This is a genomic window from Alcaligenes sp. DN25, assembly GCF_023674485.1.
Taxonomy (GTDB): Bacteria; Pseudomonadota; Gammaproteobacteria; order Burkholderiales; family Burkholderiaceae_B; genus Alcaligenes; species Alcaligenes phenolicus.
Map to the genome: position 1 here is coordinate 2,323,546 of NZ_CP098408.1, position 26,422 is coordinate 2,349,967.

General features: G+C 56.0%; 29 protein-coding genes. 8 read left to right on the forward strand and 21 right to left on the reverse strand.

All coding sequences use genetic code 11. The annotated features are described in order from the left end of the window. Positions 1-3 precede the first annotated feature (3 nt). Positions 4-828, reverse strand: a complete 825-nt coding sequence (locus NBV64_RS10840) for a protein-L-isoaspartate(D-aspartate) O-methyltransferase (protein WP_009462090.1) — start codon at positions 826-828, stop codon at positions 4-6. Continuing rightward, positions 825-1,565 carry a 5'/3'-nucleotidase SurE gene (surE, locus tag NBV64_RS10845; RefSeq protein ID WP_226349772.1) on the reverse strand — a complete coding sequence of 247 codons (741 nt, stop codon included), beginning with the start codon at positions 1,563-1,565 and terminating at the stop codon, positions 825-827. Before surE ends, NBV64_RS10840 begins: the two co-directional genes overlap by 4 nt. Positions 1,566-1,680: 115 nt before the next feature. Here surE and plsY point away from each other — a divergent pair, with 115 nt between their 5' ends. After that, complete coding sequence (plsY, locus tag NBV64_RS10850; RefSeq protein ID WP_250755774.1) at positions 1,681-2,322, forward strand: glycerol-3-phosphate 1-O-acyltransferase PlsY; 642 nt, start codon at positions 1,681-1,683, stop codon at positions 2,320-2,322. Positions 2,323-2,325: 3 nt separating this feature from the next. Here the strand turns inward: plsY and tsaD are convergent, their stop codons facing one another. Further along, positions 2,326-3,384, reverse strand: a complete 1,059-nt coding sequence (gene tsaD / locus NBV64_RS10855) for a tRNA (adenosine(37)-N6)-threonylcarbamoyltransferase complex transferase subunit TsaD (protein WP_009462097.1) — start codon at positions 3,382-3,384, stop codon at positions 2,326-2,328. A 188-nt stretch (positions 3,385-3,572) separates the two neighbouring features. Here tsaD and NBV64_RS10860 point away from each other — a divergent pair, with 188 nt between their 5' ends. Next, positions 3,573-4,865, forward strand: a complete 1,293-nt coding sequence (locus NBV64_RS10860; RefSeq protein WP_021446536.1) for an NCS2 family permease — start codon at positions 3,573-3,575, stop codon at positions 4,863-4,865. Positions 4,866-4,985: 120 nt separating this feature from the next. Continuing rightward, complete coding sequence (trxA, locus tag NBV64_RS10865; RefSeq protein WP_009462103.1) at positions 4,986-5,366, forward strand: thioredoxin; 381 nt, start codon at positions 4,986-4,988, stop codon at positions 5,364-5,366. A 63-nt stretch (positions 5,367-5,429) separates the two neighbouring features. Here trxA and NBV64_RS10870 read toward each other — a convergent pair whose 3' ends face one another. The 6 genes from NBV64_RS10870 to tadA form a co-directional block, all read right to left on the reverse strand. Continuing rightward, entirely contained in the window at positions 5,430-5,693 is a 264-nt protein-coding gene (locus NBV64_RS10870) for a DUF2024 family protein (protein ID WP_009462104.1), read from the reverse strand. A 24-nt stretch (positions 5,694-5,717) separates the two neighbouring features. Further along, on the reverse strand, positions 5,718-6,248 hold the full coding sequence (locus NBV64_RS10875) for a peroxiredoxin family protein (RefSeq protein WP_250755776.1): 531 nt from the start codon (positions 6,246-6,248) through the stop codon (positions 5,718-5,720). A 208-nt stretch (positions 6,249-6,456) separates the two neighbouring features. Then, positions 6,457-7,053, reverse strand: a complete 597-nt coding sequence (locus tag NBV64_RS10880; RefSeq protein WP_203145786.1) for an IMPACT family protein — start codon at positions 7,051-7,053, stop codon at positions 6,457-6,459. A gap of 8 nt (positions 7,054-7,061) precedes the next feature. Beyond that, a complete protein-coding gene (locus NBV64_RS10885) occupies positions 7,062-8,660 on the reverse strand; it encodes an ABC-F family ATPase (RefSeq protein ID WP_009462110.1) in 1,599 nt (532 codons plus the stop codon). A gap of 63 nt (positions 8,661-8,723) precedes the next feature. After that, entirely contained in the window at positions 8,724-9,686 is a 963-nt protein-coding gene (locus NBV64_RS10890; RefSeq protein ID WP_021446533.1) for an LD-carboxypeptidase, read from the reverse strand. Between the two features lie 39 nt (positions 9,687-9,725). Further along, positions 9,726-10,274, reverse strand: coding sequence for a tRNA adenosine(34) deaminase TadA (gene tadA, locus NBV64_RS10895; protein ID WP_051316269.1), 549 nt, complete (start codon positions 10,272-10,274; stop codon positions 9,726-9,728). Positions 10,275-10,335: 61 nt separating this feature from the next. On the opposite strand from tadA, the gene NBV64_RS10900 reads away from it, so the two are divergent. Further along, complete coding sequence (locus tag NBV64_RS10900) at positions 10,336-11,280, forward strand: ABC transporter ATP-binding protein (protein ID WP_009462116.1); 945 nt, start codon at positions 10,336-10,338, stop codon at positions 11,278-11,280. Then, on the forward strand, positions 11,277-12,038 hold the full coding sequence (locus NBV64_RS10905) for an ABC transporter permease (protein ID WP_115633765.1): 762 nt from the start codon (positions 11,277-11,279) through the stop codon (positions 12,036-12,038). The genes NBV64_RS10900 and NBV64_RS10905 overlap by 4 nt, the downstream gene beginning before the upstream one ends. Before the next feature lie 91 nt (positions 12,039-12,129). On the opposite strand, the gene NBV64_RS10910 is transcribed toward NBV64_RS10905, so the two are convergent. The 3 genes from NBV64_RS10910 to NBV64_RS10920 form a co-directional block, all read right to left on the reverse strand. After that, complete coding sequence (locus NBV64_RS10910; RefSeq protein WP_420869931.1) at positions 12,130-12,648, reverse strand: GNAT family N-acetyltransferase; 519 nt, start codon at positions 12,646-12,648, stop codon at positions 12,130-12,132. Between the two features lie 48 nt (positions 12,649-12,696). Next, a complete protein-coding gene (locus tag NBV64_RS10915; protein WP_009462123.1) occupies positions 12,697-13,182 on the reverse strand; it encodes a YajQ family cyclic di-GMP-binding protein in 486 nt (161 codons plus the stop codon). A 74-nt stretch (positions 13,183-13,256) separates the two neighbouring features. Further along, the gene (locus NBV64_RS10920) at positions 13,257-14,909 is read right to left on the reverse strand and encodes an acyl-CoA synthetase (protein WP_009462125.1); all 1,653 of its coding nucleotides are present in this window, start codon (positions 14,907-14,909) and stop codon (positions 13,257-13,259) included. 199 nt (positions 14,910-15,108) lie between these two features. On the opposite strand from NBV64_RS10920, the gene crcB reads away from it, so the two are divergent. Then, the gene (gene crcB / locus NBV64_RS10925; protein ID WP_009462127.1) at positions 15,109-15,495 is read left to right on the forward strand and encodes a fluoride efflux transporter CrcB; all 387 of its coding nucleotides are present in this window, start codon (positions 15,109-15,111) and stop codon (positions 15,493-15,495) included. Then, positions 15,492-16,244: a glutamine amidotransferase gene (locus tag NBV64_RS10930; RefSeq protein WP_009462129.1), complete on the forward strand. Its 753-nt coding sequence runs from the start codon at positions 15,492-15,494 to the stop codon at positions 16,242-16,244. Before crcB ends, NBV64_RS10930 begins: the two co-directional genes overlap by 4 nt. Here NBV64_RS10930 and NBV64_RS10935 read toward each other — a convergent pair. Continuing rightward, positions 16,193-17,020 (reverse strand): AraC family transcriptional regulator, encoded by an 828-nt coding sequence (locus NBV64_RS10935; protein ID WP_035271826.1) that lies wholly within the window; start codon positions 17,018-17,020, stop codon positions 16,193-16,195. The two genes, NBV64_RS10930 and NBV64_RS10935, sit on opposite strands and share 52 nt — an antisense overlap. 85 nt (positions 17,021-17,105) lie before the next feature. Between NBV64_RS10935 and NBV64_RS10940 the strand changes: the two genes are divergently transcribed. Next, the gene (locus tag NBV64_RS10940; protein WP_009462133.1) at positions 17,106-18,110 is read left to right on the forward strand and encodes a bile acid:sodium symporter family protein; all 1,005 of its coding nucleotides are present in this window, start codon (positions 17,106-17,108) and stop codon (positions 18,108-18,110) included. Positions 18,111-18,201: 91 nt separating this feature from the next. Here the strand turns inward: NBV64_RS10940 and NBV64_RS10945 are convergent, their stop codons facing one another. From NBV64_RS10945 to asd, 8 genes are all read right to left on the reverse strand, one after another. After that, positions 18,202-18,684, reverse strand: a complete 483-nt coding sequence (locus tag NBV64_RS10945) for an urea amidohydrolase (protein WP_250755777.1) — start codon at positions 18,682-18,684, stop codon at positions 18,202-18,204. Between the two features lie 227 nt (positions 18,685-18,911). Then, positions 18,912-19,727: a TlpA disulfide reductase family protein gene (locus tag NBV64_RS10950; protein WP_009462137.1), complete on the reverse strand. Its 816-nt coding sequence runs from the start codon at positions 19,725-19,727 to the stop codon at positions 18,912-18,914. A 97-nt stretch (positions 19,728-19,824) separates the two neighbouring features. Then, positions 19,825-20,487, reverse strand: coding sequence for a phosphoribosylanthranilate isomerase (locus NBV64_RS10955; RefSeq protein WP_009462139.1), 663 nt, complete (start codon positions 20,485-20,487; stop codon positions 19,825-19,827). 59 nt (positions 20,488-20,546) lie between these two features. Continuing rightward, positions 20,547-22,220: a TRAP transporter large permease gene (locus tag NBV64_RS10960; protein WP_021446531.1), complete on the reverse strand. Its 1,674-nt coding sequence runs from the start codon at positions 22,218-22,220 to the stop codon at positions 20,547-20,549. A gap of 2 nt (positions 22,221-22,222) precedes the next feature. After that, positions 22,223-22,840 carry a TRAP transporter small permease subunit gene (locus tag NBV64_RS10965; RefSeq protein ID WP_009462141.1) on the reverse strand — a complete coding sequence of 206 codons (618 nt, stop codon included), beginning with the start codon at positions 22,838-22,840 and terminating at the stop codon, positions 22,223-22,225. Between the two features lie 184 nt (positions 22,841-23,024). After that, positions 23,025-23,840, reverse strand: a complete 816-nt coding sequence (gene truA, locus NBV64_RS10970) for a tRNA pseudouridine(38-40) synthase TruA (protein WP_009462143.1) — start codon at positions 23,838-23,840, stop codon at positions 23,025-23,027. A gap of 12 nt (positions 23,841-23,852) precedes the next feature. Then, on the reverse strand, positions 23,853-25,259 hold the full coding sequence (locus tag NBV64_RS10975; RefSeq protein WP_250755779.1) for a type IV pilus assembly protein FimV: 1,407 nt from the start codon (positions 25,257-25,259) through the stop codon (positions 23,853-23,855). Positions 25,260-25,261: 2 nt separating this feature from the next. Then, the gene (gene asd, locus NBV64_RS10980; RefSeq protein WP_009462145.1) at positions 25,262-26,386 is read right to left on the reverse strand and encodes an aspartate-semialdehyde dehydrogenase; all 1,125 of its coding nucleotides are present in this window, start codon (positions 26,384-26,386) and stop codon (positions 25,262-25,264) included. Between the last annotated feature and the right edge of the window lie 36 nt (positions 26,387-26,422).

The window sequence follows — 26,422 nt, forward strand, 5'->3', positions numbered from 1 at the left end:
TGACTAAATCTGGGTCCCGGCTCGCATCGGCACGAAGCGAACCGCATCAAGTTCTTCACGACGCCAAGTAGCCTGTCCGGTGCGTTCCACCAAAACCAGGCGCTGTTGTGTCGTACCTTCAGGGGCGATCAGTCTCCCCCCCAATGTTAATTGTTCCAATAAGGTTCTGGGAATGACCGGACCGGCTGCCGCCACAACAATAGCATCATATGGTGCCGCGGCAGGGTAACCTTGCATTCCGTCACCAAACATTATTCGAGCCCGTTGCGACAGCCCTAATTGGCGCATGTGATCGCGAGCCATATCGCACAAGCCTTTGATACGTTCTACCGCATACACTTCTTTGACCAATTGTGCCAAAACAGCAGCCTGATAACCACATCCGGCTCCCACTTCCAGCACCTTGGTCGGTATTTTCTGGTCACACACCAGGCTGATCATATGGGCTACAACCCAAGGCTGGGAGATGGTCTGCGCAAAGCCGATAGGCAAGGCATCATCTTCATAGGCCCGACTGGCCAAACCCTGATCAACAAATTGATGGCGCGGTACTGCCTGCATGGCCGCCAGCACTCGTTCGTCGGTAATTCCTTGACGGCGCAAGCGCTCGATCATCATGCCACGCGAGCGTTCCGAGTTCAAACCCAGGTTGACACTTGTTGACACTTGCGGTGACAAAATGGCCGAGGGTGTCGGTTGTAACTGGCCACGTTGCACAATACGGGTATTGCTATTGCTGGCAGACAGGCCACTGCCCAGGCTGGACTTGCCGAACCGGTTCCGAGTGCCGTCTGCAAAAGGATAGCGCTTGCCTGGTTTACTTGTCATTGCATCCAGTCCCGCAATCCGGCCAGTTGCTCGTGGTGAGTCAGGTCCGCGCGCAAGGGCGTAATGGATACTGCACCTTGTTCCACGGCACCGAAATCTGTGCCCTTCTCGCTATCGGACACACCACCGACACGGCCAATCCAGTACACGGGTTCGCCATAAGGCGTCTGGCTTTTTACGACCGGCTCCGAAGGATGACGCTTGCCCAGGCGGGTGACTTGCGTGCCCTTCAAGGCTTCGTAAGGCAAACACGGAATATTCACGTTCAGCAAGGTATTGGCCGCCAACGGCTTCTTCTGACAGCGCTGTACCAGATCTCGTGCCACGCGCGCTGCGCTGTCCAGGTTCTTCCAGCCGCGTTCAATCAGGGAAAACGCAATTGCGGGAATACCAAACAAATGACCTTCCATCGCGGCCGCCACCGTGCCCGAATACAAGGTGTCGTCGCCCATATTGGCGCCGTTATTAATGCCGGACACAATCAGATCGGGACGGAAATCCAGCAAGCCTGTCAGGGCCACGTGCACACAATCGGACGGTGTACCATTAACAAAATAAAAACCATTGCTGGCCTGGCGCAGCGACAGGGGACGATTCAAGGTCAGGGAATTGCTGGCACCGCTGCAATTGGTCTCGGGTGCAATGACAGTCAGCTCACCCAGTCCTTGCAAGGCTTCATACAAAGCCTCGATACCGGCTGCTGTATAGCCATCATCGTTGGAGACCAGAATACGCATGCTTTACTTTTCCGTTAAAAATCTAACAGGGGCAGCAAATTGTACCCGCTGCCTTTGGTATTTTGCTGCAAGGCCGGTAGAATCCGCGCAACAATAATTGTGGAGCTCAATCCTCATGAACGCCGTTTCTTTTGCTGTGGCCGCCCCGCTTGTCGCCCTCTTGTCCTATTTGCTGGGATCCTTGCCGTTTGCCGTAATCGTCAGCAAGATCATGGGCTTGCAAGACCCTCGCACCTTTGGTTCGAAAAATCCGGGAGCCACTAATGTACTACGTAGCGGCAATAAAAAAGCAGCTGTCCTGACCTTGTTGGGCGATGCCTTCAAAGGCTGGCTGGCTGTCTTTCTGACCCAACAGGCCATCAGCAACTGGGGCTGGGCACCGACTTTACTGGGTGTCAGCGCCTTTTTTGTCTTTTTGGGTCACTTGTACCCGGTCTTTCTGGGCTTTAAAGGCGGTAAAGGCGTGGCAACCGCGCTGGGTGTCATCCTGGCCCTGCTGCCCTGGCTGGCTCTGGCTACCGCGGCCACCTGGCTGATTATCGCTTATGTCAGCCGTTACTCCTCGCTGGCAGCCATCATCAGTGCCGTGTTTGCCCCCTTGTTTTACCTGCTCGGTGCCAAGGTGGTCTGGCCCATGAATGCCTCTATTGCCACGGCCCTGGTCCTGATCAGTGCCTTCTTGCTCTGGCGTCACCAGGAAAACATTCGTCGTCTGATGACGGGCAAAGAAAGCAAGATCGGTTCCAAGAAAAAATAAGCACTAACGCTCTTGCTGGGAGACAGGCTGATTCACACAGGCCAGATCCCAGCGAGGCCGGATGGCAAAGCCATGCTGACTATCATCCAAAGTCACCAAACCATGCTTGACCCGCATGGCCGCCGCAAAAGCAATCATGGCACCGTTATCGGTACAGAATTCCAGCGGCGGAAAGAACACCTCGCCCTTCAAACGCGCCACGGCTTTCTGTAAATAAGCCCGCAAGTGGCGGTTGGCGCCCACACCACCGGCAACCACCAGACGTTTCAAGCCCGTTTGCTTCAAGGCCTTGATCGCCTTGGCGGCCAGCACGTCCACAATGGCGGCCTCGGTCGCAGCAGCCAGATCAGCGCGTTGCTGTTCGGTAATCCCGCCCTCTTCCGCTTCCAGCTTGCGCAAGCGCGTCAGCACGGCAGTTTTCAAACCACTAAAGCTGAAATCCAGATCCTTGCTGTGCATCATGGGACGCGGCAGCTCGTAGACGCTGGGGTCACCCTGTTCAGCCAGACGCGACAAGGCCGGGCCGCCGGGATAACCCAGGCCCATCAGCTTGGCGCTTTTATCAAAGGCTTCGCCTGCTGCATCGTCCAGCGTTTCACCCAGCAATTCATACTGACCCACACCATCTACACGCATCAGCTGAGTGTGGCCACCCGAGACCAGCAAGGCCACAAAGGGAAAGTCGGGACGCGGCTCGGCCAATAAGGGCGAGAGCAAATGACCTTCCAGGTGATGGATAGCAATCGTCGGTTTTTTCAGCGACCAGGCAATCGACTGCGCCACACTGGCTCCCACCAGCAAGGCACCGGCCAGACCGGGGCCGGCGGTATAGGCAATGGCATCGACCTGATCGAGCTGCATATGGCAAGAAGCCAACACCTGCCGTGTCAAAGGCAGGACGCGACGGATATGATCGCGAGAGGCCAGTTCAGGCACCACCCCACCATATTCACGGTGCATGGCGATCTGGCTGTGCAAGGCATGGGCCAGCAGGCCCTGTTCCGTGCTGACCAGCGCCACGCCAGTTTCATCGCAGGAACTTTCAAATCCAAGAATATTCATGGCGCCTATTTTAGCCTGCTGTATTGGGGAAAATAGGAATTTATCCCCTCAAGACAATCAGCGGATAGTGTCTGGGTTGTGCCGATACATCGCGACAAAGGGGGGCGACGCAGTGGCACACTCGTGGTTAAAATCCCGCATCGATAATTTCACGCTCCGATCGCCTAATAATCACAAGGAGGCTGCCCATGTTTGAACGTCTCTTCAAACTCACTGAGCATGGCACCAACGTCCGTACCGAGGTCCTGGCAGGTATCACTACCTTCCTGACCATGTCCTACATTATTTTTGTGAATCCAGACATCCTGTCGTCCACAGGGATGGATCGCAATGCCATTTTTGTAGCCACCTGCCTGGCTGCTGCTCTGGGCACGTTCATCATGGCCTTTGTGGCCAACTGGCCTATCGGCATGGCACCGGGCATGGGCCTGAACGCCTTTTTTGCCTTCACCGTGGTCGCCACCCTGGGCTATACCTGGCAACAGGCACTGGGCGCGGTCTTTATTTCCGGCGTCATCTTCCTGATTCTGACGGTGACTGGCATCCGGTCCTGGCTGATTCGGGGCATTCCCAAATCCCTGCAAAGCGCCATTGCCGCCGGTATCGGCATGTTCCTGGGCCTGATCGCCCTGATGAACTCGGGTATTGTGGTGGCCCACCCTGCCACCAAGATTGGTCTGGGTGACCTGACCCAGCCCGCAGCCCTGTACGCAATTCTGGGTTTCTTTATTATTGCCGCCCTGGACGCGCTGAAGGTGCGCGGTGCAATCCTGATCGGCATTCTGGCCGTGACCATTCTGTCCATGCTGACCGGTCACAGCGAATTTGGTGGTGTCGTCTCCACCCCACCCTCGCTGATGCCCACCTTCATGCAGCTGGACATCATGGGTGCCCTGCACACCGGCTTTGTGCACGTGATTCTGGTTCTGGTTCTGGTTGAGGTGTTTGACGCCACGGGCACCATGATCGGGGTTGCCAAGCGCGCTCGCCTGATTGAAGAAGGCAAGCCCAATCGCCTGGGCCGCGCCCTGCTGGCTGACAGTACCGCCATTGTGGCCGGTTCCATGCTGGGTACCAGCAGCACCACTGCCTATGTGGAAAGCGCCTCGGGTGTGCAAGCAGGTGGCCGTACCGGTCTGACAGCGCTGACCATTGGTGTCCTGTTCCTGCTGGCCCTGTTTTTCTCGCCACTGGCCGCGACCGTTCCCGGTTACGCCACCGCCCCCGCCTTGCTGTATGTGGCGTGCTTGATGATGCGCGAGATCACTGAAGTGAAATGGGACGACATGACCGAGGCCGTGCCTGCTGCCCTGGCTGCCTTCACCATGCCCTTCACCTACTCGATTGCCAACGGTCTGGCCTTTGGTTTTATCAGCTACGTGATCCTGAAGCTGACAACCGGCCGCTGGCGCAGTATCCACCTGGCCACACTGATTGTCGCCATCTTGTTTGTGATCAAGTACGCAATCGCTACGGAATGAAAAACCCTTTAGCAAACTCGTTTGGCGCTTTAGGGCTGCCTGGAAAACGAGTACACTGATTGCATGTTTAACGAAGCGGCTGAACACCATCAGCCGCTTTTTTATTGCGGAGGCTCCCCCATGAGCATCGTCGAACTGAACGAAGAAACATTCCAGGCAGCAGTAGAAGACGGCAAACCCCTGATCATCGACTTCTGGGCTCCTTGGTGCGGTCCATGTCGCCAATTCGCCCCTGTCTTTGACGCAGCAGCGGCCAAGCACCCCGGCGTGACCTTTGGCAAGGTGAACACGGAAGAAGAGCAGGAACTGGCCGCTGGCCTGCGTATTCGCTCCATCCCTACCCTGATGGTTTTCCGTGAAAACGTCTTGCTGTTCTCGCAAGCCGGTGCCCTTTCCGCTGCCCAGCTGGACGATCTGATCGAACAGGTCCAGGCTGTGGACATGGAAAAAGTCCATGCTGAAATTGCTGCCCAGCAAAACCAGCAGCCTGACCAGGCCTGATTTGCCCGGCCCCAGAAAAAACGCCAGACGATTTGTCTGGCGTTTTTTTTGCATGAATGCGATTTAGTCGCAGTTTTCCAACTCGATAATCGCGAAGCCACTGCGTTTGATTTCATTTTCGACCGGCGCAGAAGCCATTTCCGTATGGCAGAAGCGGCACTCGCGCGAGGTGAAGTTTTCCACATTCACCCCTTTGGCCGCCAGATAGCGCTGACCATAACTCAAGACCTTGTCCATATCCTTGGCATCGTCGCTGACCAAGATATCAAAGTGCATACGACGCCCGTCAGGACGCACAACGTAGGTATCAAACACCGCAATCTTCATGACAAACCCTTTTCAGCAAAAAACCTAGTAGGTACAGGTCGGCCCGCAAGAGGAAGAATCCTGCTTGTCCGCCCCCCCCTCTTTCTTGTCTGCTTGCGCCGGGCGGCGAGCAATCAGCTGGCCGACAAACGCACCCAGACGCAGATCGTCCAGATGGCCCAATTCCTTCAGAGCCAGATTGCCATCACGGTCAAAAATAATGGTAGATGGTGTCCCGCCCAGGCCCCACTCCTTCATGGTGCGCGGCAAGGGGCCGCTGTCTGAAGGCTGATCAATGGCGATGGGGAAATTCAAGCGGTACTCATGGGCAAACGCCTGCAAAGCTGCAGGGCCCATCACGTCGTGATGCTCGAACACGCTATGCAGGCCTATGATGCGCAGATCATCGCGCGAGAACAGCGTATCCAGTTTCTTGGCTTGCGGCAGGCTGTTGATGACACAACCAGGGCAAAGCATCTGAAAGGCCGTGACCACCACCACGCGGCCACGCAAGGACGCCAAGCTTAATGGAGCGGTCGTATTGAGCCACTGGCTGGCATGGATCTCGTAGGACATGGCTTACACCCACAATGCTGACTAAACCCGATCATACCCGCAGGCTGGATACAGACTTAGAAGGAATCAGAGGTATTTAGTATGGCCACTGCCTGGACGGTGCAGAGGGATAATCGTCTGGAAAAGATACCTTTTCGTCCAGAAAGCTCAATCAAGGCGGATGGCGACCAGAGGTCCATTGCAGACCTTGGGCAGAACCGAGGATGACTTAGGCTTGCTCCAGGGGTTCACATTCCCCCTGACCACGCGTCATATTGATAAAGGACTGTTGAAAATCAGCTTTATGCTCGAGCGGCAGATTCAACAGCCACTGCACACCTTCAGCATCGAATTGCTCGTCCTGAACCTGAACGCCAAAGCTGTCGAAACGGGATTGAACCAAAGCCAGATCGGCAAAGGAGCAACGGCAGCGCAAAGCCGCCATGGGAATCAGCTCCTGCTTGTCAGCAAGACGCAAACATTGAGCGGCCACGCCGCCATAGGCACGCACCAGGCCACCCGTACCCAGCTTGACGCCCCCAAACCAACGTATCACCAGTACCGCAACACGGTCGCAATCCTGGCCTTCTATGGCTTGCAAAATGGGACGCCCGGCCGTGCCGCCGGGTTCGCCATCATCGTTAAAGCGGTATTCCGACCCGATCTTGTAGGCCCAGCAATTATGCGTGGCATCGGGCACACCCTTGGCCTGGAAAAAAGCCAAAGCCTGGCTGGCACTGTCTACAGGCGCAGCCAGTGCCAGAAAGCGGCTTTTTTTGATGTCCTGCTCGAAGCTGGTGGGCTCACGCAGGGTAAAGACCGCCACCCCTAGCCTCAGTCCTGCTCGCGGCTGGCCAGATAGTCTTCGTAGCCACCGCGGTAATCCACCAGACGGCCTTCTGGCATCACTTCGATAATGCGGGTTGCCACGCCGGAGACGAACTCGCGGTCATGAGACACGAAGATCAGGGTACCTTCAAACTTTTCCATGGCCATCTGCAAGGACTCGATCGATTCCATATCCAGGTGGTTGGTCGGTTCGTCCAGGAGCATGACGTTGTGACGACCCAGCATCAGACGCGAGAAAGTCATGCGGTTTTTCTCGCCACCCGACAGCACTTTCACGGGCTTGATGATGTCATCGGCCGAGAACAACATGCGGCCCAGCACCGAGCGCAAAGACTGATCGTCGTCGCCGGCCTGACGGAACTGGCTGATCCAGTCAAACACATTGTCTTCGGTATCGAACTCGTCCGAGACGTCCTGAGCCATATAGCCGATATCAGCGTTCTCGGACCAGACCACCGAGCCGCTGTCAGGAGTCAGATCACCGGCCAGCAAACGCAGCAAAGTCGTCTTACCCACACCGTTCGCACCCACAATCGCAATTTTCTCGCCCGCTTCAATCATGGCCGAGAAGTTCTTGATGATGGGATGATCGTAGGACTTGCTCAAGCCCTCGACCGTCACGGCCAGGCGGTGCAGAACTTTTTTCTGTTCAAAACGAATAAACGGGTTCTGACGCGAAGAAGGCTTCACTTCGATGGTCTCTGCCTTCAGGCGACCAATCTGTTTCAGGCGCGAGGTAGCCTGACGGGATTTGGACTTGTTGGCGGCAAAACGGCGCACAAAGTCCTGCAGCTCGCCAATACGCTCTTTGGCCTTGGAGTTGGCCGCCAGCACACGTTCGCGCGACTGCACCGACGCCAGCATGTAATCGTCGTAGTTGCCGGGGTAGACACGCAGCTCGCCGTAATCCAGGTCAGCCATGTGAGTGCAGACCTGATTCAGGAAGTGACGATCGTGACTGATGATGATCATGGTGCTCTGGTAGCTGTTGAGCACATCTTCCAGCCAACGGATGGTGTTGATATCCAGGTTGTTGGTCGGCTCGTCCAGCAGCAGGACATCCGGGTTGGAGAACAGGGCCTGTGCCAGCAGCACACGCAGTTTCCAGCCCGGAGCCACTTCGCTCATGGGCAACTGATGCTGTTCGACCGGAATTTCCAGACCCATCAGCAATTCACCGGCACGGCTCTCGGCGGTATAACCGTCGTACTCGGCAAAACGGGCCTCCAGTTCGGCGGCCTTCATATAGTCTTCTTCGGTGGCCTCTGGATTGTCGTAGATGGCATCACGCTCTTGCATGGTGTTCCACATTTCTGTGTGGCCCATCAGCACCACGTCCAGCACACGTTTGTCTTCGTAGGCAAACTGGTCCTGACGCAGCTTGCCCAGGCGCACGCCCGGATCCAGCGATACATTACCCCCGCTTGGCTCCAGGTCGCCGCCAATGATTTTCATGAAGGTAGACTTGCCCGACCCGTTGGCACCAATCAGGCCATAGCGGTTGCCTCCGCCCAGTTTGACACTGACGTTTTCAAATAAAGGCTTGGCACCAAACTGGATCGTTAAATTAGCGGTGGAGATCACGTAAACGTACTTTGAAAAAGGTTGAGTTCAACCCAGTAGTGTATCAAGCAGGCGCGAAATCCGTTAGTGTTCGTGCTCATCCAGAACCAGATAAGCCATACCGTCCTCGGTAGCCAGGCCCACTTCCTTGCCAATAGGCAGGCTGACCTTGACGTCCACATGGCCATAAGGCAGGCCCGTTACGACCGGGACTTTAACGGTTTCACGCAACCAGCGCACCACCGAATCCATATCAAAGCCGTTATCCGAAGCGCCTGTCTTGTAAGCCGTAAAACGGCCCAATACCACCGCCATCTGACGATTGAGCACGCCGGCATGCCAGAGCTGCGTCAACATGCGCTCGACTCGGTACGGTGCTTCACCCACGTCTTCCAGGAACAAGATACCGCCGTTGATATTGGGGAAGTACGGCGTGCCCAGCAAGGAGCAAACCAGGGCCAGATTGCCGCCCCACAGAACACCGTGACCATCGACGGCATCCGAACCCTCGGACTCAAAGCTGAACAGCTCCAGCTCGCCACGCATCAATTCGCCAAACAGTTCGGTCGTCAATTCATCGGTTTCATCGCCACCAAAGTCCGCAATGGCGGTGGGGCCGGTGTAGCTGATGGCGCCAGTTTGCGCCAGCAAGGCCAGATTGAAGGCCGTGAAATCCGACATGCCGACAAAACGCTTGCCACTGTCGGCTACCGCGCGCCAGTCGATCTGGCCCAGAATGCGGCTTAAACCGTAGCCACCGCGTGTCGCCATCACAATGGGCTGAGGCTGTTGCAAGGAACGCTGTACCGCGGCCAGACGCTGAGCGTCCGTACCGGCAAAGCGTTCATCCACCGCCAGGGCGTCCGGGTCTATGTCCACGGCAAAGCCCAGCTGGTTCAGGCGCTGGCTTGCCAGCTCCAGGCGCTTGGGTTCAAGGATCTGGCCAGAGGGCGAAAACAGGTAAATGCCCGAACTGTCCTGCTGCCCACAATGGCACTGGCCATGTTCGTGGTGATGGTGATGATGGTCGTGCTCGGGGCTGCTCATGATTAACCTTGAAAATAAAGTGCTGACATTTTAGCGAGACTACTGGGCGCCATCCAGCGGCGATTGGACTGTTTGAGCCTGCTTTTGCAACTTCTTCTGTTCGCGTCGTTCGCGGAAAAAATCCCGCAAGGCCTGGGCCGCCTCTTCGGACATCAAACCACCCGAGACTCGGGTGTGGTGATTCAGAGTGGAATGCAAATGCAAGGACTCCACACTGCCACACACTCCGGTCTTCGGATCGGCTGCGGCCCACACCACCCGCGACAGACGCGCATGCAACAAGGCCCCCAAGCACATCATGCAAGGCTCCAGCGTCACGAACAGGCTGGCTCCGGGCAAACGGTAATTGCCAACTTTACGCGTCGCGGCGCGCAAGGCCACGATCTCGGCATGCTGGGTGGGATCGTGATCACAAACCGTGCGATTGGAGCCCACAGACAGCAACCTGCCGTCCGCATCCAATAGTACGGCACCTACGGGCACCTCGCCGATGCTGGCCGCCAGTTGAGCCTGCTCCAAGGCTAAAGCCATAGCCTGAGCATCACTCAAAACGTCACTCTCTGTTGGCGGTGGTAAGCTAGTTGGCATCGTCAAATCCATTGCGTTATTCAAACCCTGTCGGCACAGCAAAAGGGTCATTTTACTGTCTATGCAGAACACTCCTGATTCTCACGCTATTTTGCGTGTTCGAGGCCTGAGCAAACAATACGCAAACGGGCATCAAGCCCTGCACGCTTTGGACCTGGATATTTGGCGGGGCGAGATTTTTGCCCTGCTCGGCTCCAACGGCGCAGGCAAAACCACCTTGATCAGTATTATCTGCGGGCTGGTCAATCGCAGCAGCGGCACCGTTCTGGTAGATGGCGCAGACAATGTCGCCGACTACAAGCGCGCCCGCCAGAAAATTGGCCTGGTGCCGCAAGAGCTAAGCGCCGATTCCTTCGAGACAGTCTGGAATACCGTCAGCTTCAGCCGTGGCCTGTTTGGCAAAGCCCCCAATCCGGCCCTGATCGAACAGATTCTGAAGGACTTGTCGCTATGGGACAAGAAAGACAGCCCCTTGATTACGCTCTCGGGCGGCATGAAACGCCGCGTCCTGATCGCCAAGGCGCTTTCCCATGAACCGGAAATCCTGTTTCTGGATGAACCTACCGCCGGTGTGGACGTGGCCTTGCGCCAAGGCATGTGGGCCTTGGTGAAACGGCTGCGCAGCCAGGGGGTCACCATTATTCTGACCACCCACTACATCGAAGAAGCCCAGGAGATGGCCGACCGCATCGGCTTCATCAATAAAGGTTCACTGCAACTGGTGGAAACCAAAGACAATCTGATGCGCCGCCTGGGCGGTAAAACCCTGAGCCTGAATCTGGCCGAGCCGATCAGCGCCCTGCCCGCTGCGCTGGAAACGCTGGGACTGCAAAGCACTGCCGACGGCATGAGCCTGCTCTACCCCTTGACCAACCGCGAACAAGGTCATGACTTGAGCAATTTGCTGGCGGCAGTTGGGCAAGCGGGGCTGACCATTACCGACATCCATACCCGCGAGCGCAGTCTGGAAGATATTTACGTTGAGTTTGTAGGGGCACAGTCATGAACTGGTACGCCATCCTGGCCATTTATCGCTACGAAATGTCACGCACCCGACGCACCCTGCTGCAAAGCATCGTAGCCCCCGTGATTTCCACCGCCTTGTATTTTGTGGTGTTTGGCGCTGCCATGGGCCATCGTATCAATGAAATCGGCGGCGTGCCCTATGGCGCGTTTATCGTGCCTGGGCTGACCATGCTGTCGGTGTTGACCCATAGCGTCTCCAACGCCGCCTTCGGAATTTACTTTCCGCGCTTTACGCGCAATATCTACGAGATTCTTTCTGCCCCCATTTCACACTTCGAGGTGACCTTGGCTTTTGTGGGCGCAGCAGCCACCAAGTCACTGTTTCTGGCGGCCATCATCCTGATCACGGCGCGGCTATTTGTGCCTTACGAAATTGCCCACCCTATCTGGATGCTGTGCTTTCTGGCCTTAACCGCCCTGACCTTCAGTCTATTGGGTTTCATTATCGGTATCTGGGCCGACAACTTTGAAAAGCTGCAATTCGTGCCCATGCTGATTCTGACGCCACTGACCTTTTTGGGCGGCACCTTCTATTCCATCGACATGCTGCCCGAGTTCTGGCAGAAACTGACCTTGCTGAACCCGGTGCTGTACCTGATCAGCGGCTTTCGCTGGAGTTTCTTTGATCTGGCCGATGTGAATGTGTGGCTGAGCCTGGGCATGACACTGCTGTTTTTAAGTGTGTTTCTTGCCGTGGCGGGCTGGATTTTCAAAACGGGCTATCGATTGCGCCCGTAAATAAAAAAGGCCGGGAATATTTCCCGGCCTTTTTTTGAGAACTCGAACAGGACACGCAGCCGCTAGATACTGAACGTCTCCTCAGAACAGTTCAATCGGGATGCACAGCGCAATCCATAAAACTGGCTTGCTCTCCATACTGACGCAGCTTTGCTTCCAGCACGGGTGCAGGCACCCCTTCAATCGGCTTGTAGCCCAGACGCTGCCAATAAGCCACGGCAGGCCCCAAGGACACCAGACTGCAGCGACGCAAGCCACGCTGCCAGGCATAGCGGCGACCGGCTTGCAACAAAGCTCCGGCCACCCCACGGCCTTGCGCGCGACGCATCACGGCGCAGTCGTGAATAAACCATTGGTCTGCGGGCGAAGGCAGGCTATTCAACGCATCGCCCAGGGACGGCGGCAAAAGGCCCGCCCAAGGGTAGGACACCAAATAACCCTGCAGTTGATTATCGGTATCACGTGCCACCCAGCAGCTATCCGGAGCCAGATCCAGACGGTTCTGATAGAAGCTGCGGTCTTCCAGAATATCCGCGTCGTACACATCCGCCTGGACTTCCAGCACCTGACCCAGATCGTGCACACGCATTAATTCAATTCGTACATTCATAGCTGATACACGGCGGCGTCACGTCGCCACCGTGCCGTTTCACTCGGTTTAGTCGCGGAAGTTATCGTACTGCAAAGGCAATTCCACATCGGTCTGTTTCAACAGAGCGATGGCAGCCTGCAAGTCGTCCCGTTTCTTGCCGGTTACACGCAGTTTTTCACCTTGAATCTGCGTCTCCACTTTCAGCTTGGCGTTCTTGATGGCGGCGATCAGTTTCTTGGACGTAGGTTGGTCCAGACCTTGACGCACTTTCACTTTCTGCCGCGCGCCGGCCACGTTTTCCAGAACCTTCTCGGTCTCCAGGCAGCGCACATCAATACCGCGGGCAGCAATACGGCCACGCAGAATCTGCATCATTTGCTCGAGCTGAAACACGCTGGGAGCCGATTGCAAAATGGTGTTCTCGTCTTCGAGTTCAAATTTGGCATCCGTACCTTTGAAGTCAAAACGGGTAGCCAGTTCGCGGCTGGCTTGTTCCACTGCATTACGCAGTTCGTGGGTGTTGACCTCGGATACAACGTCAAAAGATGGCATTCCTAACCGTCCTGTTCCTTAAGTGCAGACAGGCCGCATGAAGCGACCTGTGTGCTTTTTAGAAAACGCTGGTCTTAGTCCGAAGCGGCTTGCTTGGCCTGCTGACGCAGCGCGAATTTCTGTATTTTACCTGTTGCCGTTTTGGGCAACTCCATAAAACTGAAATGTCGCGGTATTTTAAAGCCAGCCAAGTACTGACGGCAATGCGCTCGCAGTTCTTCCACCGTCACTTCCGCACCGGGGCGTAGCTCCACATAAACGTGAGGCGCTTCACCCCAACGCTCGTCCGGCTGGGCTACAACGGCCGCCGCCTGCACGGCTGGATGGCGATACATGACGTCTTCAATCTCGATGGAAGAAATGTTCTCGCCCCCGGAAATGATGATGTCCTTGCTGCGGTCCTTGATGCGTACGTAGCCGTCCGGCTCGCACACGGCCAGGTCGCCGGTATGGAACCAGCCACCGCCCAGGGATTCCTGGGTGGCCTGCGCGTTCTTCAAATACCCCTTCATGGTGATATTGCCGCGGAACATGATCTCGCCCATAGTCTCGCCATCGGCAGGAACGGGCTCCATGGTTTGCGGATTCAAAACCTGTACGCCCCCTTGCAGGTGATAACGCACACCTTGACGGGCATTGCGCTGCGCACGTTCCTGGATATCCAGTTCACTCCAGGGTGCATGCTGCGCACAGACCGAGGCGGGGCCATACGTTTCGGTCAGGCCGTAAACGTGGGTCAGCGCAAAGCCCATGCGCTCCATCCCTTCAATCATGGTGGCCGGAGGTGCAGCGCCTGCCACCATGGCCGACACGCCCTTGGGCAGCCGAGACTTCAGCGCTTCGTCGGAGTTGACCAGCAGAGAGTGCACAATCGGCGCACCACAATAGTGGGTGACGCCGTAATCGACCATATTGTCGACCATGGCCTGGGCTTCCACCTTGCGCAAACAGACGTTCACACCAGCACGGGCCGCAATCACCCAGGGGAAAGTCCAACCATTGCAATGAAACATGGGCAGGGTCCACAGATAGACCGCGTGCTTGGGCATGTCCCATTCCAAGACATTGGACAAGGCCCCCAGATACGCGCCACGGTGGTGGTAGACCACGCCTTTGGGCTTGCCGGTGGTACCGCTGGTGTAGTTCAGGGCAATCGCATCCCACTCGTTGGCGGGCAATTGCCAGTCGTAATCCGGGTCACCACCGTCCACGAACTCTTCGTAGGTTTGCGAGCCGATACGCTCTGCGCCGGTGTCAAAATAATTGTCCACGACGTCGATGACCAGAATGGGCTCTTTGCTTTCGCGCAGGCTCAAGGCTTCTTTCATGACGGCGGCAAATTCGCTGTCCACCAGCACCGCACGCGCTTCGCCGTGATCCAGCATATAAGCGATGGTGCTGGCATCCAGACGGGTATTCAAGGTATTCAGTACGGCACCGCACATGGGCACACCAAAGTGTGCCTGAACCATGGGCGGAGTATTGGGCAACATCACGGCCACGGTATCGCCTTTGCCAACCCCAGCCTTGGACAGCGCACTGCCCAGCTGACGAGTACGGGCATACAGCTGCGACCAGCTCATCTTGATGCCGTTTTGGGCGGGCCCGTAAACCAGAGCCGGGTAGTCAGGGTAGACAAAAGCACTGCGCTCGATGAAATCCAGCGGCGACAAAACACGATAATTGGCGTCTGTCTGGGGCAAATCCTGATCGTAAATACTCACCACAAAGTCTCCAAAAAAGGGCGGGCTAACCGAAATTCACGGCGGTCCGTCTGATAATTGCGCTCTTACATTAGCTGGCTACGCGCCTTTGGGCAAGATCGCCTTTTTAGCTATAGAGGCGCATAATGACACGCTATCCTAGGTATATATCGCGACCGGCTGACTGCTCGCTGACAGTTTGCCCCCTACCTGAAGGCTCTTCATGCCCGTAGCCATGCTGTATATTGCCGCCGGTGGTGCCCTGGGCGCATTGGCGCGTTGGTTCCTGAGTCAGGCTTTGAATGCCCTGTTCCCCACCCTGCCCCCCGGTACTTTGCTGGCTAACTTGATTGGCGGCTATTTAATGGGTATCGCAATGGCCTATTTCAGCGGCTTGGGCCTGGGTCACGAAGGCTGGCGCATGTTCGTCATGACGGGCTTTCTGGGTGGCCTGACCACTTTTTCCACCTTTTCCGCCGAGATCATGACCTTGATGATGCAGCAGCGTTATCTGTGGGCCATGGGCGGCATTGCCATCCACGTTGCCGGTTCCCTGCTCATGCTGGGTCTGGGCATGGCCACGTGGAGCCTGTTTCGGGGGCAAGCATGATAGACGTCCATTTTCTTCAGGCCGGCTCCCCTCCTCCTGATGTCGAGCAGCGTTTTGGCAACCAGAATGCCTGGTTCAAACGCGCTTTGCAGCCCCTGGATGTCAATGTCCACACCTGGCGAGTCCATCAGGATGATGCCCTGCCAGCGCCGGACTGCCCCGACCCGGTGGTAATCAGTGGTTCCTGGAACATGGTCACCGACAAACTGGACTGGAGTGAAAACCTGGCCGCCTGGATTCGGGAACGCTATCAGACACAAATGCCTTTGCTGGGTATTTGCTACGGCCATCAGTTAATGGCCCACGCCTTGGGCGGGCGCGTGGATTACCACCCCAAGGGGGCCGAGGTCGGCTACCTGCCCATTCACTTGTCCGAGCAGGCCCACGAGCATGAACTGCTTGCCAATCTGCCCATGCAATTTCCTGCCCTGCTGACGCACCAACAAAGCGTATTGAGCTTGCCCGAGCATGTGGAAATACTGGGCAGCTCTGCGCATGATCCGCATCAAATATTGCGTTATGGCCCCGCGCAGTGGTCGATTCAGTTTCACCCTGAATTTTTTGCCGGCCTGCTACGTTACTGCGTGCTACGCAAGGCCGAATCCTGGCGAGCCCAAGGCATAGATCCCCAAACACTGGCAGACCCTATTCAGGACACGCCCGACGCCCATCGTCTGCTGTGCAATTTTGTACAGGCTTACTCGTCCAGCGGCCCTAATGGCCGACGGAAAAACTCGCCGGGCGTTTGACCCATCAAATCCCGAAAAGCCGCCACAAAGGCCGACATGCTTTCATAGCCACAAGCTAACGCAACATCAGTGACACGCTCTTGCCGCTCCAGCAAAGGCAAGGCACTCATGACGCGCAGTCGCTGACGCCAGACCCGGAACGTCAGCCCGGTCTGCTGACGAAACAGACGGCTCAGGGTTTTTTCTGACAAACCCTGTTGCTCTGCCAAATCCTGCAAACTCCAATCGCCCGAAGGCTGGGCCTGCAATTGTTCGCAGACCTGCAAAAGACGCGGGTCCGAAGGCCAAGGCAGAATCAAACCACTTTCAGGCGCCGCCAGCAAACGATCCAGCAGGACTTGCACCAGACGCCCCTGCGCCCCCTCACGCTCGTACAGCACAGGCAAAAGGCTGAACTCGCGTATCAGTTCACGCAGCAAGCGGTCTACCACAACCACTCGACACACCGTAGGGGCCTCTGGCAAGGCGCTGACATCAATATAAAGACTACGAATCTGCGCATCAGGCGAGCTACGCACCCCATGTTCCACACCCGCAGGCACCCACACCGCCTGCTGAGGCGGCGCCATGAAACGCCCGCTGGCAGTACGCACTTCGATCACCCCCGTCAGCGCATAGGAAAACTGCACCCAGGGATGCCGGTGTGGGCGGGCAATGGCCTGATTGGGCAAGGTACGCTCCTGACCATATAAAGGCCTGGGTAGATAGCGCAACTGCTGCAAACTCTCCGGAATTCGCTCCGCAGGCATCAGAATGTCCGTTTGTCGATAATCCATATCCGTTTAGCGATAAACCCCCAAAAAGGTCTACGGTAAAGTGAGGCCTTTCATAACGCAAGCCTTTCAAGCCTCTAACAAACCCATGTTCTCTCAACTGCGACTGCTTTTTGACAACTTCACCCTGATCCTGATCGGCGTAGTGGCACTGGCAAGTTTCTTTCCCGCCTACGGCCAAGGTGCGGTGTTCTTTGACGTGATCACTGGCCTGGCGATTGCCCTGCTGTTTTTCATGCACGGGGCCAAGCTATCCCGCGAAGCCATCATTGCTGGGGCCACCCACTGGCGTTTGCACCTGCTGGTCTTTGGCTGCACCTTTGTCATGTTCCCCCTGCTGGGCCTGCTGTCCAAGCCCATCTTGCTGCCATTGCTGGGCATGCCCTTATTTGTGGGCATTCTGTACATGTGCGCCCTGCCCGGCACCGTGCAATCGGCCATTGCCTTTACCTCGATTGCTCGCGGTAACGTGCCTGCCGCGATTTGCAGCGCCTCGGCCTCCAGCCTGATCGGTATTGTGCTCACCCCCGTCTTGTTGAAACTGCTGCTTGATGCAGACGGTGGTTCGGCCACTTCGACCCTGGACGCCATCAAGAAGATCAGCCTGCAATTGTTGTTGCCTTTTGTGGTCGGCCACTTGATGCGCCCCCTGATTGGCAAATGGATGGATCGCAACCGTAAATGGCTGCGCAGCGTGGACCAGTCCTCCATCTTGCTGGTGGTCTACACCGCTTTCAGCGCCTCGGTGATTGGTGGCCTGTGGCAAACCGTACCGCCCAAGTCCCTGGCTATCCTGGCCGTAGTCTGCCTGGTCTTGCTGGCCATCATCCTGTTCCTGACCACCTGGCTGGCCCGCAAGCTGGGCTTCAATAAAGAAGACGAAATCACGATTGTCTTCGGTGGCTCCAAGAAAAGTCTGGCCACTGGCGTACCTATGGCCCAAGTGCTGTTTACTGGCGCCGCCATTGGCCCAGCCCTGCTGCCCATCATGATCTTCCACCAGATCCAGTTGATGGCTTGTGCATTCATTGCGAATAAGTATGCGCAACGGCCTGAGACTCCTGAGGAAGCGATCAGCTTGCAAAAGGCCTGATAGCACTCCATCGTCAGCAGCCCCCGACACGTGGGGCTTGCTTTGGAGACAGCGGCACAAAAAGAAACCGGCTTGATGCCGGTTTCTTTATTTATAGATTCGAGATGTAGACAAAGATATCGGTGCCGCCGTACTTGAACGAGCCATCGGGATTTTTTTGAGTGAGCACCTTGCGCAAATCGACCGGATGTAGCCAGCCTGCTCCCAGCAAACCGCCATTGATCGCCCGAATTTCGGTCCCTCCAACCGCGACGGCAGCATGGAAGAACTCCATGCCCTTGACTCGACAAAAGCCAATGGCCTTGCCGCCAGGCAAGGAATTCCGACCATCCCACATTCTGCCTTCAGCAAACTTGAATACCGGCAGCCAGTTCTGCGCCGAAATGGAAGTCAGCTGATCAAAACTGATTTTCGCATTATATAAATAACGCATATAAGCAGCGGCGTCATAACACACCCCTTTCATATAAGCCGTAATATCATCTGGCCCATGGATCAAGTGATTATCTGCATAGATAATTCTATCGGGCGCCGAAAGCTTCGCCGTCTTCGTTCCTTTCTCTGTCAAATTCATGGCTAAACCCTTGTAAACAGATAAAAAACAAGGGCCTATAGTAGCAGTCGAATTCTGTTAAAAACCTGAAACCAAGCTTGATTATCGATTGAATTAACTAATTGAAAACAAGGCGACAGCCTAATTAGCATCTTTATATTATTTGAATAAAAACTTGTTTATTCAAAAAAATAAAAATCAGTCAAAAATAAAAAGAAAAAACCGGAATCAATAGCAGCAAAATATTTCTATTTCAGCTTATTGATCTTGTCGTTCAAGGTTGCAGCAGACAACTCCCCGGCTCGGACATCCACCAAACGTCCCTGCTCGTCCAAAAACAAGGTGGTAGGCAAGCCACGGCTGCGCACGGCCTGGCCCAGCTGCATTTGCGGGTCGCGCCACATATTATCCAGCTCCAGATTCTCGTCTATCAGGTACTTCTGGATCTCGGCCAGTTCCTCGCCCTGGTTCGCAAACACGATATTCACGTCGGACCGGGTGGATTGCACTTGCTTGAAGGCAGGCATTTCGCGGCGGCACGGAGGACACCAGCTGGCCCACAAGTTAACGACCGTGACCTTGCCTTTATACAAATCCAGATTTTCCGGCGCACTGACATCAAGCTGCATAGGGATCAAGTCTATCTCGGGCAATGGCATGGCGGTTTCCACTCCCCCTCGCCCTGTCGCGACCATGATTAGCGAAAATGCCGCAACACCAACGGCCAACCCTCCCGATACAGCAGGCAAAACGGCCTTGTCACGCAGCACGCGCCACAGCACATAGAACCAGCCTGCCGTCACGGCTGCCGGAATCATCAGACCGCCGTCGCGCAAATCCAGCCAGCTCAAGGGTTCGCTTTGATAGAACTGCCATTGCTGGATCAGAAAACCCAAACGACCGACCAGCACACCCAGAATCATCGCGCGCCACAGCACCGATTCGGCTCGGGTCTGCTTGCGTCTATCCAGCCAGGCGGCCAGAAACAGCCCCAGCAATGCCGCGACCATAAAAGCAAATAGAGACGTGGCAAAGGTAAAGGGACCGAGCTGTATGCTTTGCATAAACATAAATCCTGACAAGACCAAATAAAGATCGACCCGCCATAAGCGGGTCGGGGCAATAAGTACAGACAGCGTCGCTGCTAAAAGATTCCCTCAATCAGGAGGCGCTACTCAAAATCTGCATGAATTGGCCCATTTTCATTTTGCATTTGATGCCCGGTTCCAGCTCGACTCCACTGCTGACATCAATCGCATAGGGGCGATGCAAGGCGACTCGTTCGGCCACATTGTCGATACGCATGCCTCCGGCAAGGACCAGCGGCGGCAGCCCGTCATGGCCTTCCAGACACGCCTGCAGCCCCTGAATCAGCTCCGGATCAAAAGCCGTACCGGTGCCGCCATAGGCATCGTGATAACCATCCATCAACCAGGCACGGGCATCCTGATACTTCAAGCATTGTTCCAGCAGGCCATCCACTGTATCCAGACCAGGCGCACCGACTCGGAAAGCCTTGATATACGGATGCGCGTAGCGACGGCATTCTTCCGGGCTTTCTTCACCGTGAAATTGCAGCAAGTCCGGTTGCACCTGTTCCAGAATTTCTCGAACAAAGCTCTCGGACGCATTCACAAACAGGCTGACTGCCTGCACAAACGCCGGCACACGGGCGCGCAGGGCAACAGCCTGCTCCGTACTCAGCATACGGGCACTTTTCGGGTAAAAGACAAAACCCACCGCATCCGCGCCCAACTGCACGGCAGCATCAATATCCTGCGCTCGGGTAAAGCCACAAATCTTGACTCGGGTACGGCTGAACATCACACATCCTTGAATAAGAAACGGGGGCCAGATGCCCCCGTGTGAATCATGAAATAAGCTTATTGGAAACTGCTGGCCGCGTCATCCGTTCCAAATCCGTAGCTGTCAGAACCGTAAGTCGATTCCGTACCAAACTGGATTTGCGAATCCTCCAGCAGAACTTCGCCGTGCTTATAGTGCGTAACCAGTCCGGGGAAGACCAGTACCGTTGCCACCATCAACAACTGAATGATAATAAACGGTACCGAGCCCCAGTAAATATCCGTTGTGGCCACACGCTTGATGCGCTCGCCCGTCACCTTGTCGGTGTAGTCCTCTTTGGGGGCCACCGAACGCAGGAAGAACAGCGCAAAACCAAAGGGCGGGTGCATGAAGGAGGTCTGCATATTGACCGCCAGCAAGACACCGAACCAGATCAGGTCAATGCCCATCTTGTCGGCAATCGGCCCGAGCAGCGGCACAATAATGAAGGCCAGCTCAAAGAAGTCCAGGAAGAAAGCCAGCAGAAAGGTCAGGATACTGACGATAATCAGGAAGCCCCACTCGCCACCGGGCATGTCGATCAAGAGGTGTTCCACCCACAGATCGCCATTAATGCCACGGAAGCTCAGGCTAAAGACGGTCGAACCCACCAGAATGAAGACCACGAAGCAGGACAGGCGGGTCGTCGATTCCATGGCCTGACGCAGCAGCTTCCAGGACAGGCGGCCGCGAGATACCGCCATGATGATGGCACCGACCGCCCCCATCGCCCCACCCTCTGTGGGCGTTGCCACCCCAATAAAGATCGTACCCAGCACCAGGAAGATCAGGAACAGCGGGGGCACCATCACAAAGACCACACGCTCGGCGATCTTGGACAGCATTTTCAGCTTGAGCAGCTTGTTGATCAGCGCGATCACCCAGGCCGTTACGCCCCACAACAGCAGCAGCACGACAATGTGCTCGTCCATCGGGATATTGGGATGCGTGGCAAAGTAATGCTGCGAGCCGAAATACGCCACGGCCGAGGCCACAATCGTCAAGGCGATCAGCGAAGTCAAACCACGACTGCCGTTAGGCTCTACATACACACGGGCCTCGGGTGGCAAGGCGGGAGCCGACTTGGGCTTGATGTAAGACATCACCACAATGTACAGAATGTAGATCGCTACCAGCAGCAGACCCGGCAGCATGGCGCCACGGTACATATCACCGATGGAGCGGCCCAGTTGGTCAGCCAGAATGATCAGCACGATGGAGGGCGGGATGATTTGCGACAAGGTGCCTGAGGCGGCAATCACCCCGGTTGCCAGCTTGCGGTCATAGCCGTAGCGCAGCATGATGGGCAAGGAGATCAGGCCCATGGAGATGACGGAGGCCGACACCACACCCGTTGTAGCTGCCAGCATGGCACCGACCAGCACCACAGCAATTGCCAAACCACCACGCAAAGGCCCAAAGAGCTGGCCAATGGTATCGAGCAGATCCTCTGCCATGCCTGATCGCTCTAATATCAGGCCCATCAAGGTAAAGAAGGGAACCGCCAACAAGGTATCGTTCTCGACAATACCAAATACACGTTGAGGCAAGGCCTGGAACAAGGCCGGCTGCATCATGTCCAGTTCAATGGCAACCAGTCCGTACAAAATCCCGATTGCCGACAAGGTGAAGGTAACGGGAAAGCCCAATAGCAAAAATACGATCAAGTTAAAAAACATGATCGGAGCCAGATTATCAACGAGAAATTCCATTATTACTGGCCCTTGGAAACAGAGGTTGTCGCTTCATTTGCCTGGGCCATCTCGCGAATCTCCTGGGCAAGTTCTTCTTCTGCACTCAGTCCGCCATTCCTTAATAAAGGATTAGGACAGGCACCAAGCAAAAAGCCTATGCATTTGATCAGGTGGGATACCCCTGCCAACGCTAACAGAGCAAAGCCGACGGGAATCAGCAACTTGACCGGCCAACGTACCAGCCCCCCCGTATTGGAAGACTGCTCGTTAAGCACGTAGGACTGCTCAAAAAATGGAATCGAGAGCCAGAAAATCAGCAAGGTCGCGGGCAGGAGAAAAAAGATCACGCCGATAATATCGATCCAGATCTGAACGCGCGGCGGAAAACGTTCCGCCAGGGCATCCACCCGAACATGCTCGTTCACAAAGAAGGTATAACCAGCGGCCAGCAAGAAAATTGCACCGAACAAATACCACTGCAATTCCAGCCACTGATTGGAACTGACGCCGTAGACCTTGCGTACTACAGCGTTAATCGCACTGACCAACACCACGATCAGGGTCAGCCAAGTCACGGACTTACCAACGACCGTATTCAGACGGTCGATCAAACTAGACAATCGTAAGAAGAATTTCATGGCCTTGCTCAGGATATGGTCGCCTTCAGGATTCGCTTGTGGCTAATGCTCGAAGGTGGTCGGCCTTATACAGATAAGAATGTAAGAGAAGAAAATGGCTTCACATTTTATACGATTGAAGCATGTGAAGCCGGTTCGAATACCGGGGATAAACCCTTTAGAAACGGACTAAATCATGATTTTTTCAGGCCGTTTCACCAAAACGCAATCCACTTAACTCATAGAGCAAATCGTAGGGATTGCTGGCGGGAATATCGAACTGCTTGGGGTAATCCACCCCGGCCAGATACAGGCCACTGGCATCGAAAGTCGGGGCTGACAAGCGGCGATCGCGCTGTGCCAATAAATGCAGCACCCAATCAGGCGGCTGACGGCCTTGGCCGATATAAATCAGCATGCCCATCAGATTGCGGATCATGTGATGTAAAAAGGCATTGGCGCTGAAACGGAACAGGAAAAAGTCGCCCTGCTGTTCAATCCGAATCTGCGACATGGTGCGCACCGGACTGGCCGCCTGGCATTGCGAGGAACGAAACGCGCTGAAATCATGTTCGCCCACCAGGTGCTGGGCGGCCTCTTGCATCAGAGCCAGGTCCAAAGGACGAAACACCCAGGCCACTCGACCATGCAACAAGGGGGAACGCACCCGGTGCTGGCGCAGCAGATAAACGTAATGACGGCCTTGGGCCGAGAAGCGGGCATGAAAATCATCCGGCACTTCGCGTGCCCATTGCACGGATACAGAGTCCGGCAGCAAGGCATTCAAGCCGCGTACCCACGACTCCAGGCTGCGCTCGGCAGCCGTATCCAGATGAACCACTTGATTGAGGGCATGAACGCCAGTGTCGGTGCGACCGGCGCAGATCGTAGAAACAGGCTGGGCCGTAAAACGGCCCAGTGCCTGCTCCAGAACATCTTGAACGGTGTTGCCACCGGCCTGACTTTGCCAACCCAGCCAGGGCGTCCCTTCATAGCAGACACCCAATGCAATACGTCTCATGGTGGGTTTGCCTTACTGACGAACGGGAGGCTCGTCCGAAGGCGGCTGATCCAAGTCCAGATTAATTTTTTCCAGCTTTTCCCGAACCATCGCTTCACTGACAGGCGCAGGGGAATCATCGCCATGGCGATTTTCAGTATTGGCACGACGCAAAACCCAGGTCACCAGGACCACAATCAACGCCAGTACCACGGCCATCACGACCAACATATTTTCTTGAATCCAGGACACGGTCTTTTTTGCCTTGTTAACTGCACCGGCCATCTTGCCCTGTTCGGGCTCGGACGGCACGGAAATCGCTCCTGCCACGGCGGCAGAAGAAGCGGCGCCTGAGGCGCCAGAAGAAGTACTACCAGTAGCAGCATCGCTGCCGGAGTCACCCAGACCCAGCTCCTGCGCTGAATCCAGGATCAGATCTTTAGCGGCCTCGCCTTGAGACTGCAAGGCACGGCCCAGGGTGGAGACATTCTCTTCCAGCTGCGAGACACGATCGCCGGTCTCGCGCAGCTCGTGCTGCATTTGCTGTTTGGCGTCACGGGCATCTGCCCCTGCCGACAATAGCAAACGATCCTGGCCTTGCACCTGAGCACCTGGCTCGCCGGAGCCTGTTTGTGCTACACCTTGAGACGCATCCGCCTGATCCTGCCCTGCTTGCGCAGCGGAGCGCAAGGCCTGAGCCTGGTCAACATAGAAGCGGCGAGCTTGGGCATCGTCAATGGACAACATGGCCGCCGCATCAGGAATCTGTAGCGTTTGGCCCGCCTTCAGGCGATGCATATTCTGGTCGATGAAGGCATTCGGGTTCTGCTTTTGAACCGCCATCATCCACTGATAAGAGCTGACACCATCCACCGCATGGCGGCGCGCCAAGGCATGCAAGGTATCACCCGATTTCACGCGTACCGCACTTTGGGTCTGCACACTGGATGCAGAGCTCGAAGCAGAAGCCTGCACGGATACCGGTGCCCGATACGCTGCCTGTGGCTGAGCCACTGCCTTCACGGCCACCGGGGCCGGAGCCAGTACGCTGACCTGATGCAGGAACTGCCCGCTATCACTTTGAATCTGCAAGAGCACATCGGCCACCGAGCCCGAGAACATCTGCTCGGAGGACAACCGAATGCGTCGTACTTGCCCCTGCCCATCCCGCTCGATCACGGCCTTCAAGGAGTCCAAGTCAACCGGAGGGGTCAAGCCCGCCTGTTGCCAGGCGGACAAGGGGGCAGGTGTCACCTTCAAGGACAGGCTTTCTTCAGGGCTGATCTGTCGAATGCCCACATCCAGCTTGAAAACCTGATTAGGAGCCGACACAAAACGACTATGACCGATTTCCAGGGCGGAAACCGGCGCAGCCGCCAGCATCCCGGCCAATAGCAGGGCCGAACCCAGCGTACGTACAGGATGCAGGCGGCCAGCCATGATTAGAGCTCGCCCAAAGCGATGCGCAACATGCGGCGCAGCGGTTCAGCCGCACCCCACAGCAACTGGTCGCCAACCGTGAAGGCGCTCAGGTACTCGGGGCCCATGTTCAGCTTGCGCAGACGGCCCACAGGGATATCCAGCGTGCCGGTGACGGCAACTGGAGTCAGCGCTTGGACCGTGGCTTGACGCTCGTTAGGCACAACCTTGGCCCACTTGGAACCTTCAGCCAGGATGTCGGTGATCTCGTCCAGCGGAACATCGCGGGTCAGCTTGATGGTCAGTGCCTGGCTGTGGCAGCGCATGGCACCGATACGCACGCACAGACCGTCGATAGGAATGTGCTTGTCCTGTGCACCACGGCCCAGGATTTTGTTGGTTTCCACACCGCCTTTCCACTCTTCACGCGTCATGCCATTGCCCAGATCGGAGTCGATCCAGGGGATCAAGCTACCGCCCAGGGGTACGCCAAAGTTTTTCTGAGGCAGATTGGGGTCGCGTTGTGTCTGCAAGACACCGCGGTCAATATCCAGAATGGCCGATGCGGGATCGTCCAGCAGGCTGGAGACGGACTGGTTGATCAGACCGAACTGAGTCAGCAGTTCGCGCATATGCTGTGCGCCACCACCGGAAGCAGCCTGGTAAGTCATGCTGGTCATCCACTCAACCAGATTCTGGTTGAACAGACCGCCCAGACCCATCAGCATGCAGCTAACCGTACAGTTGCCACCGATGAACTGCTTGCCACCTTTGGCCAGTGCAGCATCGATAACAGGACGGTTGATCGGGTCCAGCACGATCACGGAGTTTTCGTCCATGCGCAGCGTGCTGGCCGCGTCAATCCACAAACCATTCCAGCCAGCGGCACGCAGCTTGGGGTAGATCTGGCTTGTGTAATCTCCACCCTGGGCGGTCACAATAATTGGCAACTTTTTCAAGGCGTCAATATCGTGGGCGTCCTGCAATGGGCCAGCACCGTCAGCCCACGAAGGAGCTGCGCCGCCAGCATTGCTAGTCGAGAAAAACACCGGCTGAAAAAGGGAAAAATCGCCTTCGTCGCGCATGCGCTGCATGAGCACGGAGCCCACCATCCCACGCCAGCCGACCAAACCTACCGCTTGAGTCATGGTAATACCACCTGGATATATAAAAAAATAAAACGA

Coding starts and splice junctions, on each gene's coding strand:
- NBV64_RS10840 (WP_009462090.1), bottom strand. CDS start 828: ATGACAAGTAAACCAGGCAAGCGCTATCCTTTTGCAGACGGCACTCGG.
- surE (WP_226349772.1), bottom strand. CDS start 1,565: ATGCGTATTCTGGTCTCCAACGATGATGGCTATACAGCAGCCGGTATC.
- plsY (WP_250755774.1), top strand. CDS start 1,681: ATGAACGCCGTTTCTTTTGCTGTGGCCGCCCCGCTTGTCGCCCTCTTG.
- tsaD (WP_009462097.1), bottom strand. CDS start 3,384: ATGAATATTCTTGGATTTGAAAGTTCCTGCGATGAAACTGGCGTGGCG.
- NBV64_RS10860 (WP_021446536.1), top strand. CDS start 3,573: ATGTTTGAACGTCTCTTCAAACTCACTGAGCATGGCACCAACGTCCGT.
- trxA (WP_009462103.1), top strand. CDS start 4,986: ATGAGCATCGTCGAACTGAACGAAGAAACATTCCAGGCAGCAGTAGAA.
- NBV64_RS10870 (WP_009462104.1), bottom strand. CDS start 5,693: ATGAAGATTGCGGTGTTTGATACCTACGTTGTGCGTCCTGACGGGCGT.
- NBV64_RS10875 (WP_250755776.1), bottom strand. CDS start 6,248: ATGTCCTACGAGATCCATGCCAGCCAGTGGCTCAATACGACCGCTCCA.
- NBV64_RS10890 (WP_021446533.1), bottom strand. CDS start 9,686: ATGAGCAGCCCCGAGCACGACCATCATCACCATCACCACGAACATGGC.
- tadA (WP_051316269.1), bottom strand. CDS start 10,274: ATGCCAACTAGCTTACCACCGCCAACAGAGAGTGACGTTTTGAGTGAT.
- NBV64_RS10900 (WP_009462116.1), top strand. CDS start 10,336: ATGCAGAACACTCCTGATTCTCACGCTATTTTGCGTGTTCGAGGCCTG.
- NBV64_RS10905 (WP_115633765.1), top strand. CDS start 11,277: ATGAACTGGTACGCCATCCTGGCCATTTATCGCTACGAAATGTCACGC.
- NBV64_RS10910 (WP_420869931.1), bottom strand. CDS start 12,648: ATGAATGTACGAATTGAATTAATGCGTGTGCACGATCTGGGTCAGGTG.
- NBV64_RS10915 (WP_009462123.1), bottom strand. CDS start 13,182: ATGCCATCTTTTGACGTTGTATCCGAGGTCAACACCCACGAACTGCGT.
- crcB (WP_009462127.1), top strand. CDS start 15,109: ATGCCCGTAGCCATGCTGTATATTGCCGCCGGTGGTGCCCTGGGCGCA.
- NBV64_RS10930 (WP_009462129.1), top strand. CDS start 15,492: ATGATAGACGTCCATTTTCTTCAGGCCGGCTCCCCTCCTCCTGATGTC.
- NBV64_RS10935 (WP_035271826.1), bottom strand. CDS start 17,020: ATGGATTATCGACAAACGGACATTCTGATGCCTGCGGAGCGAATTCCG.
- NBV64_RS10940 (WP_009462133.1), top strand. CDS start 17,106: ATGTTCTCTCAACTGCGACTGCTTTTTGACAACTTCACCCTGATCCTG.
- NBV64_RS10945 (WP_250755777.1), bottom strand. CDS start 18,684: ATGAATTTGACAGAGAAAGGAACGAAGACGGCGAAGCTTTCGGCGCCC.
- NBV64_RS10950 (WP_009462137.1), bottom strand. CDS start 19,727: ATGCAAAGCATACAGCTCGGTCCCTTTACCTTTGCCACGTCTCTATTT.
- NBV64_RS10955 (WP_009462139.1), bottom strand. CDS start 20,487: ATGTTCAGCCGTACCCGAGTCAAGATTTGTGGCTTTACCCGAGCGCAG.
- NBV64_RS10960 (WP_021446531.1), bottom strand. CDS start 22,220: ATGGAATTTCTCGTTGATAATCTGGCTCCGATCATGTTTTTTAACTTG.
- NBV64_RS10965 (WP_009462141.1), bottom strand. CDS start 22,840: ATGAAATTCTTCTTACGATTGTCTAGTTTGATCGACCGTCTGAATACG.
- truA (WP_009462143.1), bottom strand. CDS start 23,840: ATGAGACGTATTGCATTGGGTGTCTGCTATGAAGGGACGCCCTGGCTG.
- NBV64_RS10975 (WP_250755779.1), bottom strand. CDS start 25,259: ATGGCTGGCCGCCTGCATCCTGTACGTACGCTGGGTTCGGCCCTGCTA.
- asd (WP_009462145.1), bottom strand. CDS start 26,386: ATGACTCAAGCGGTAGGTTTGGTCGGCTGGCGTGGGATGGTGGGCTCC.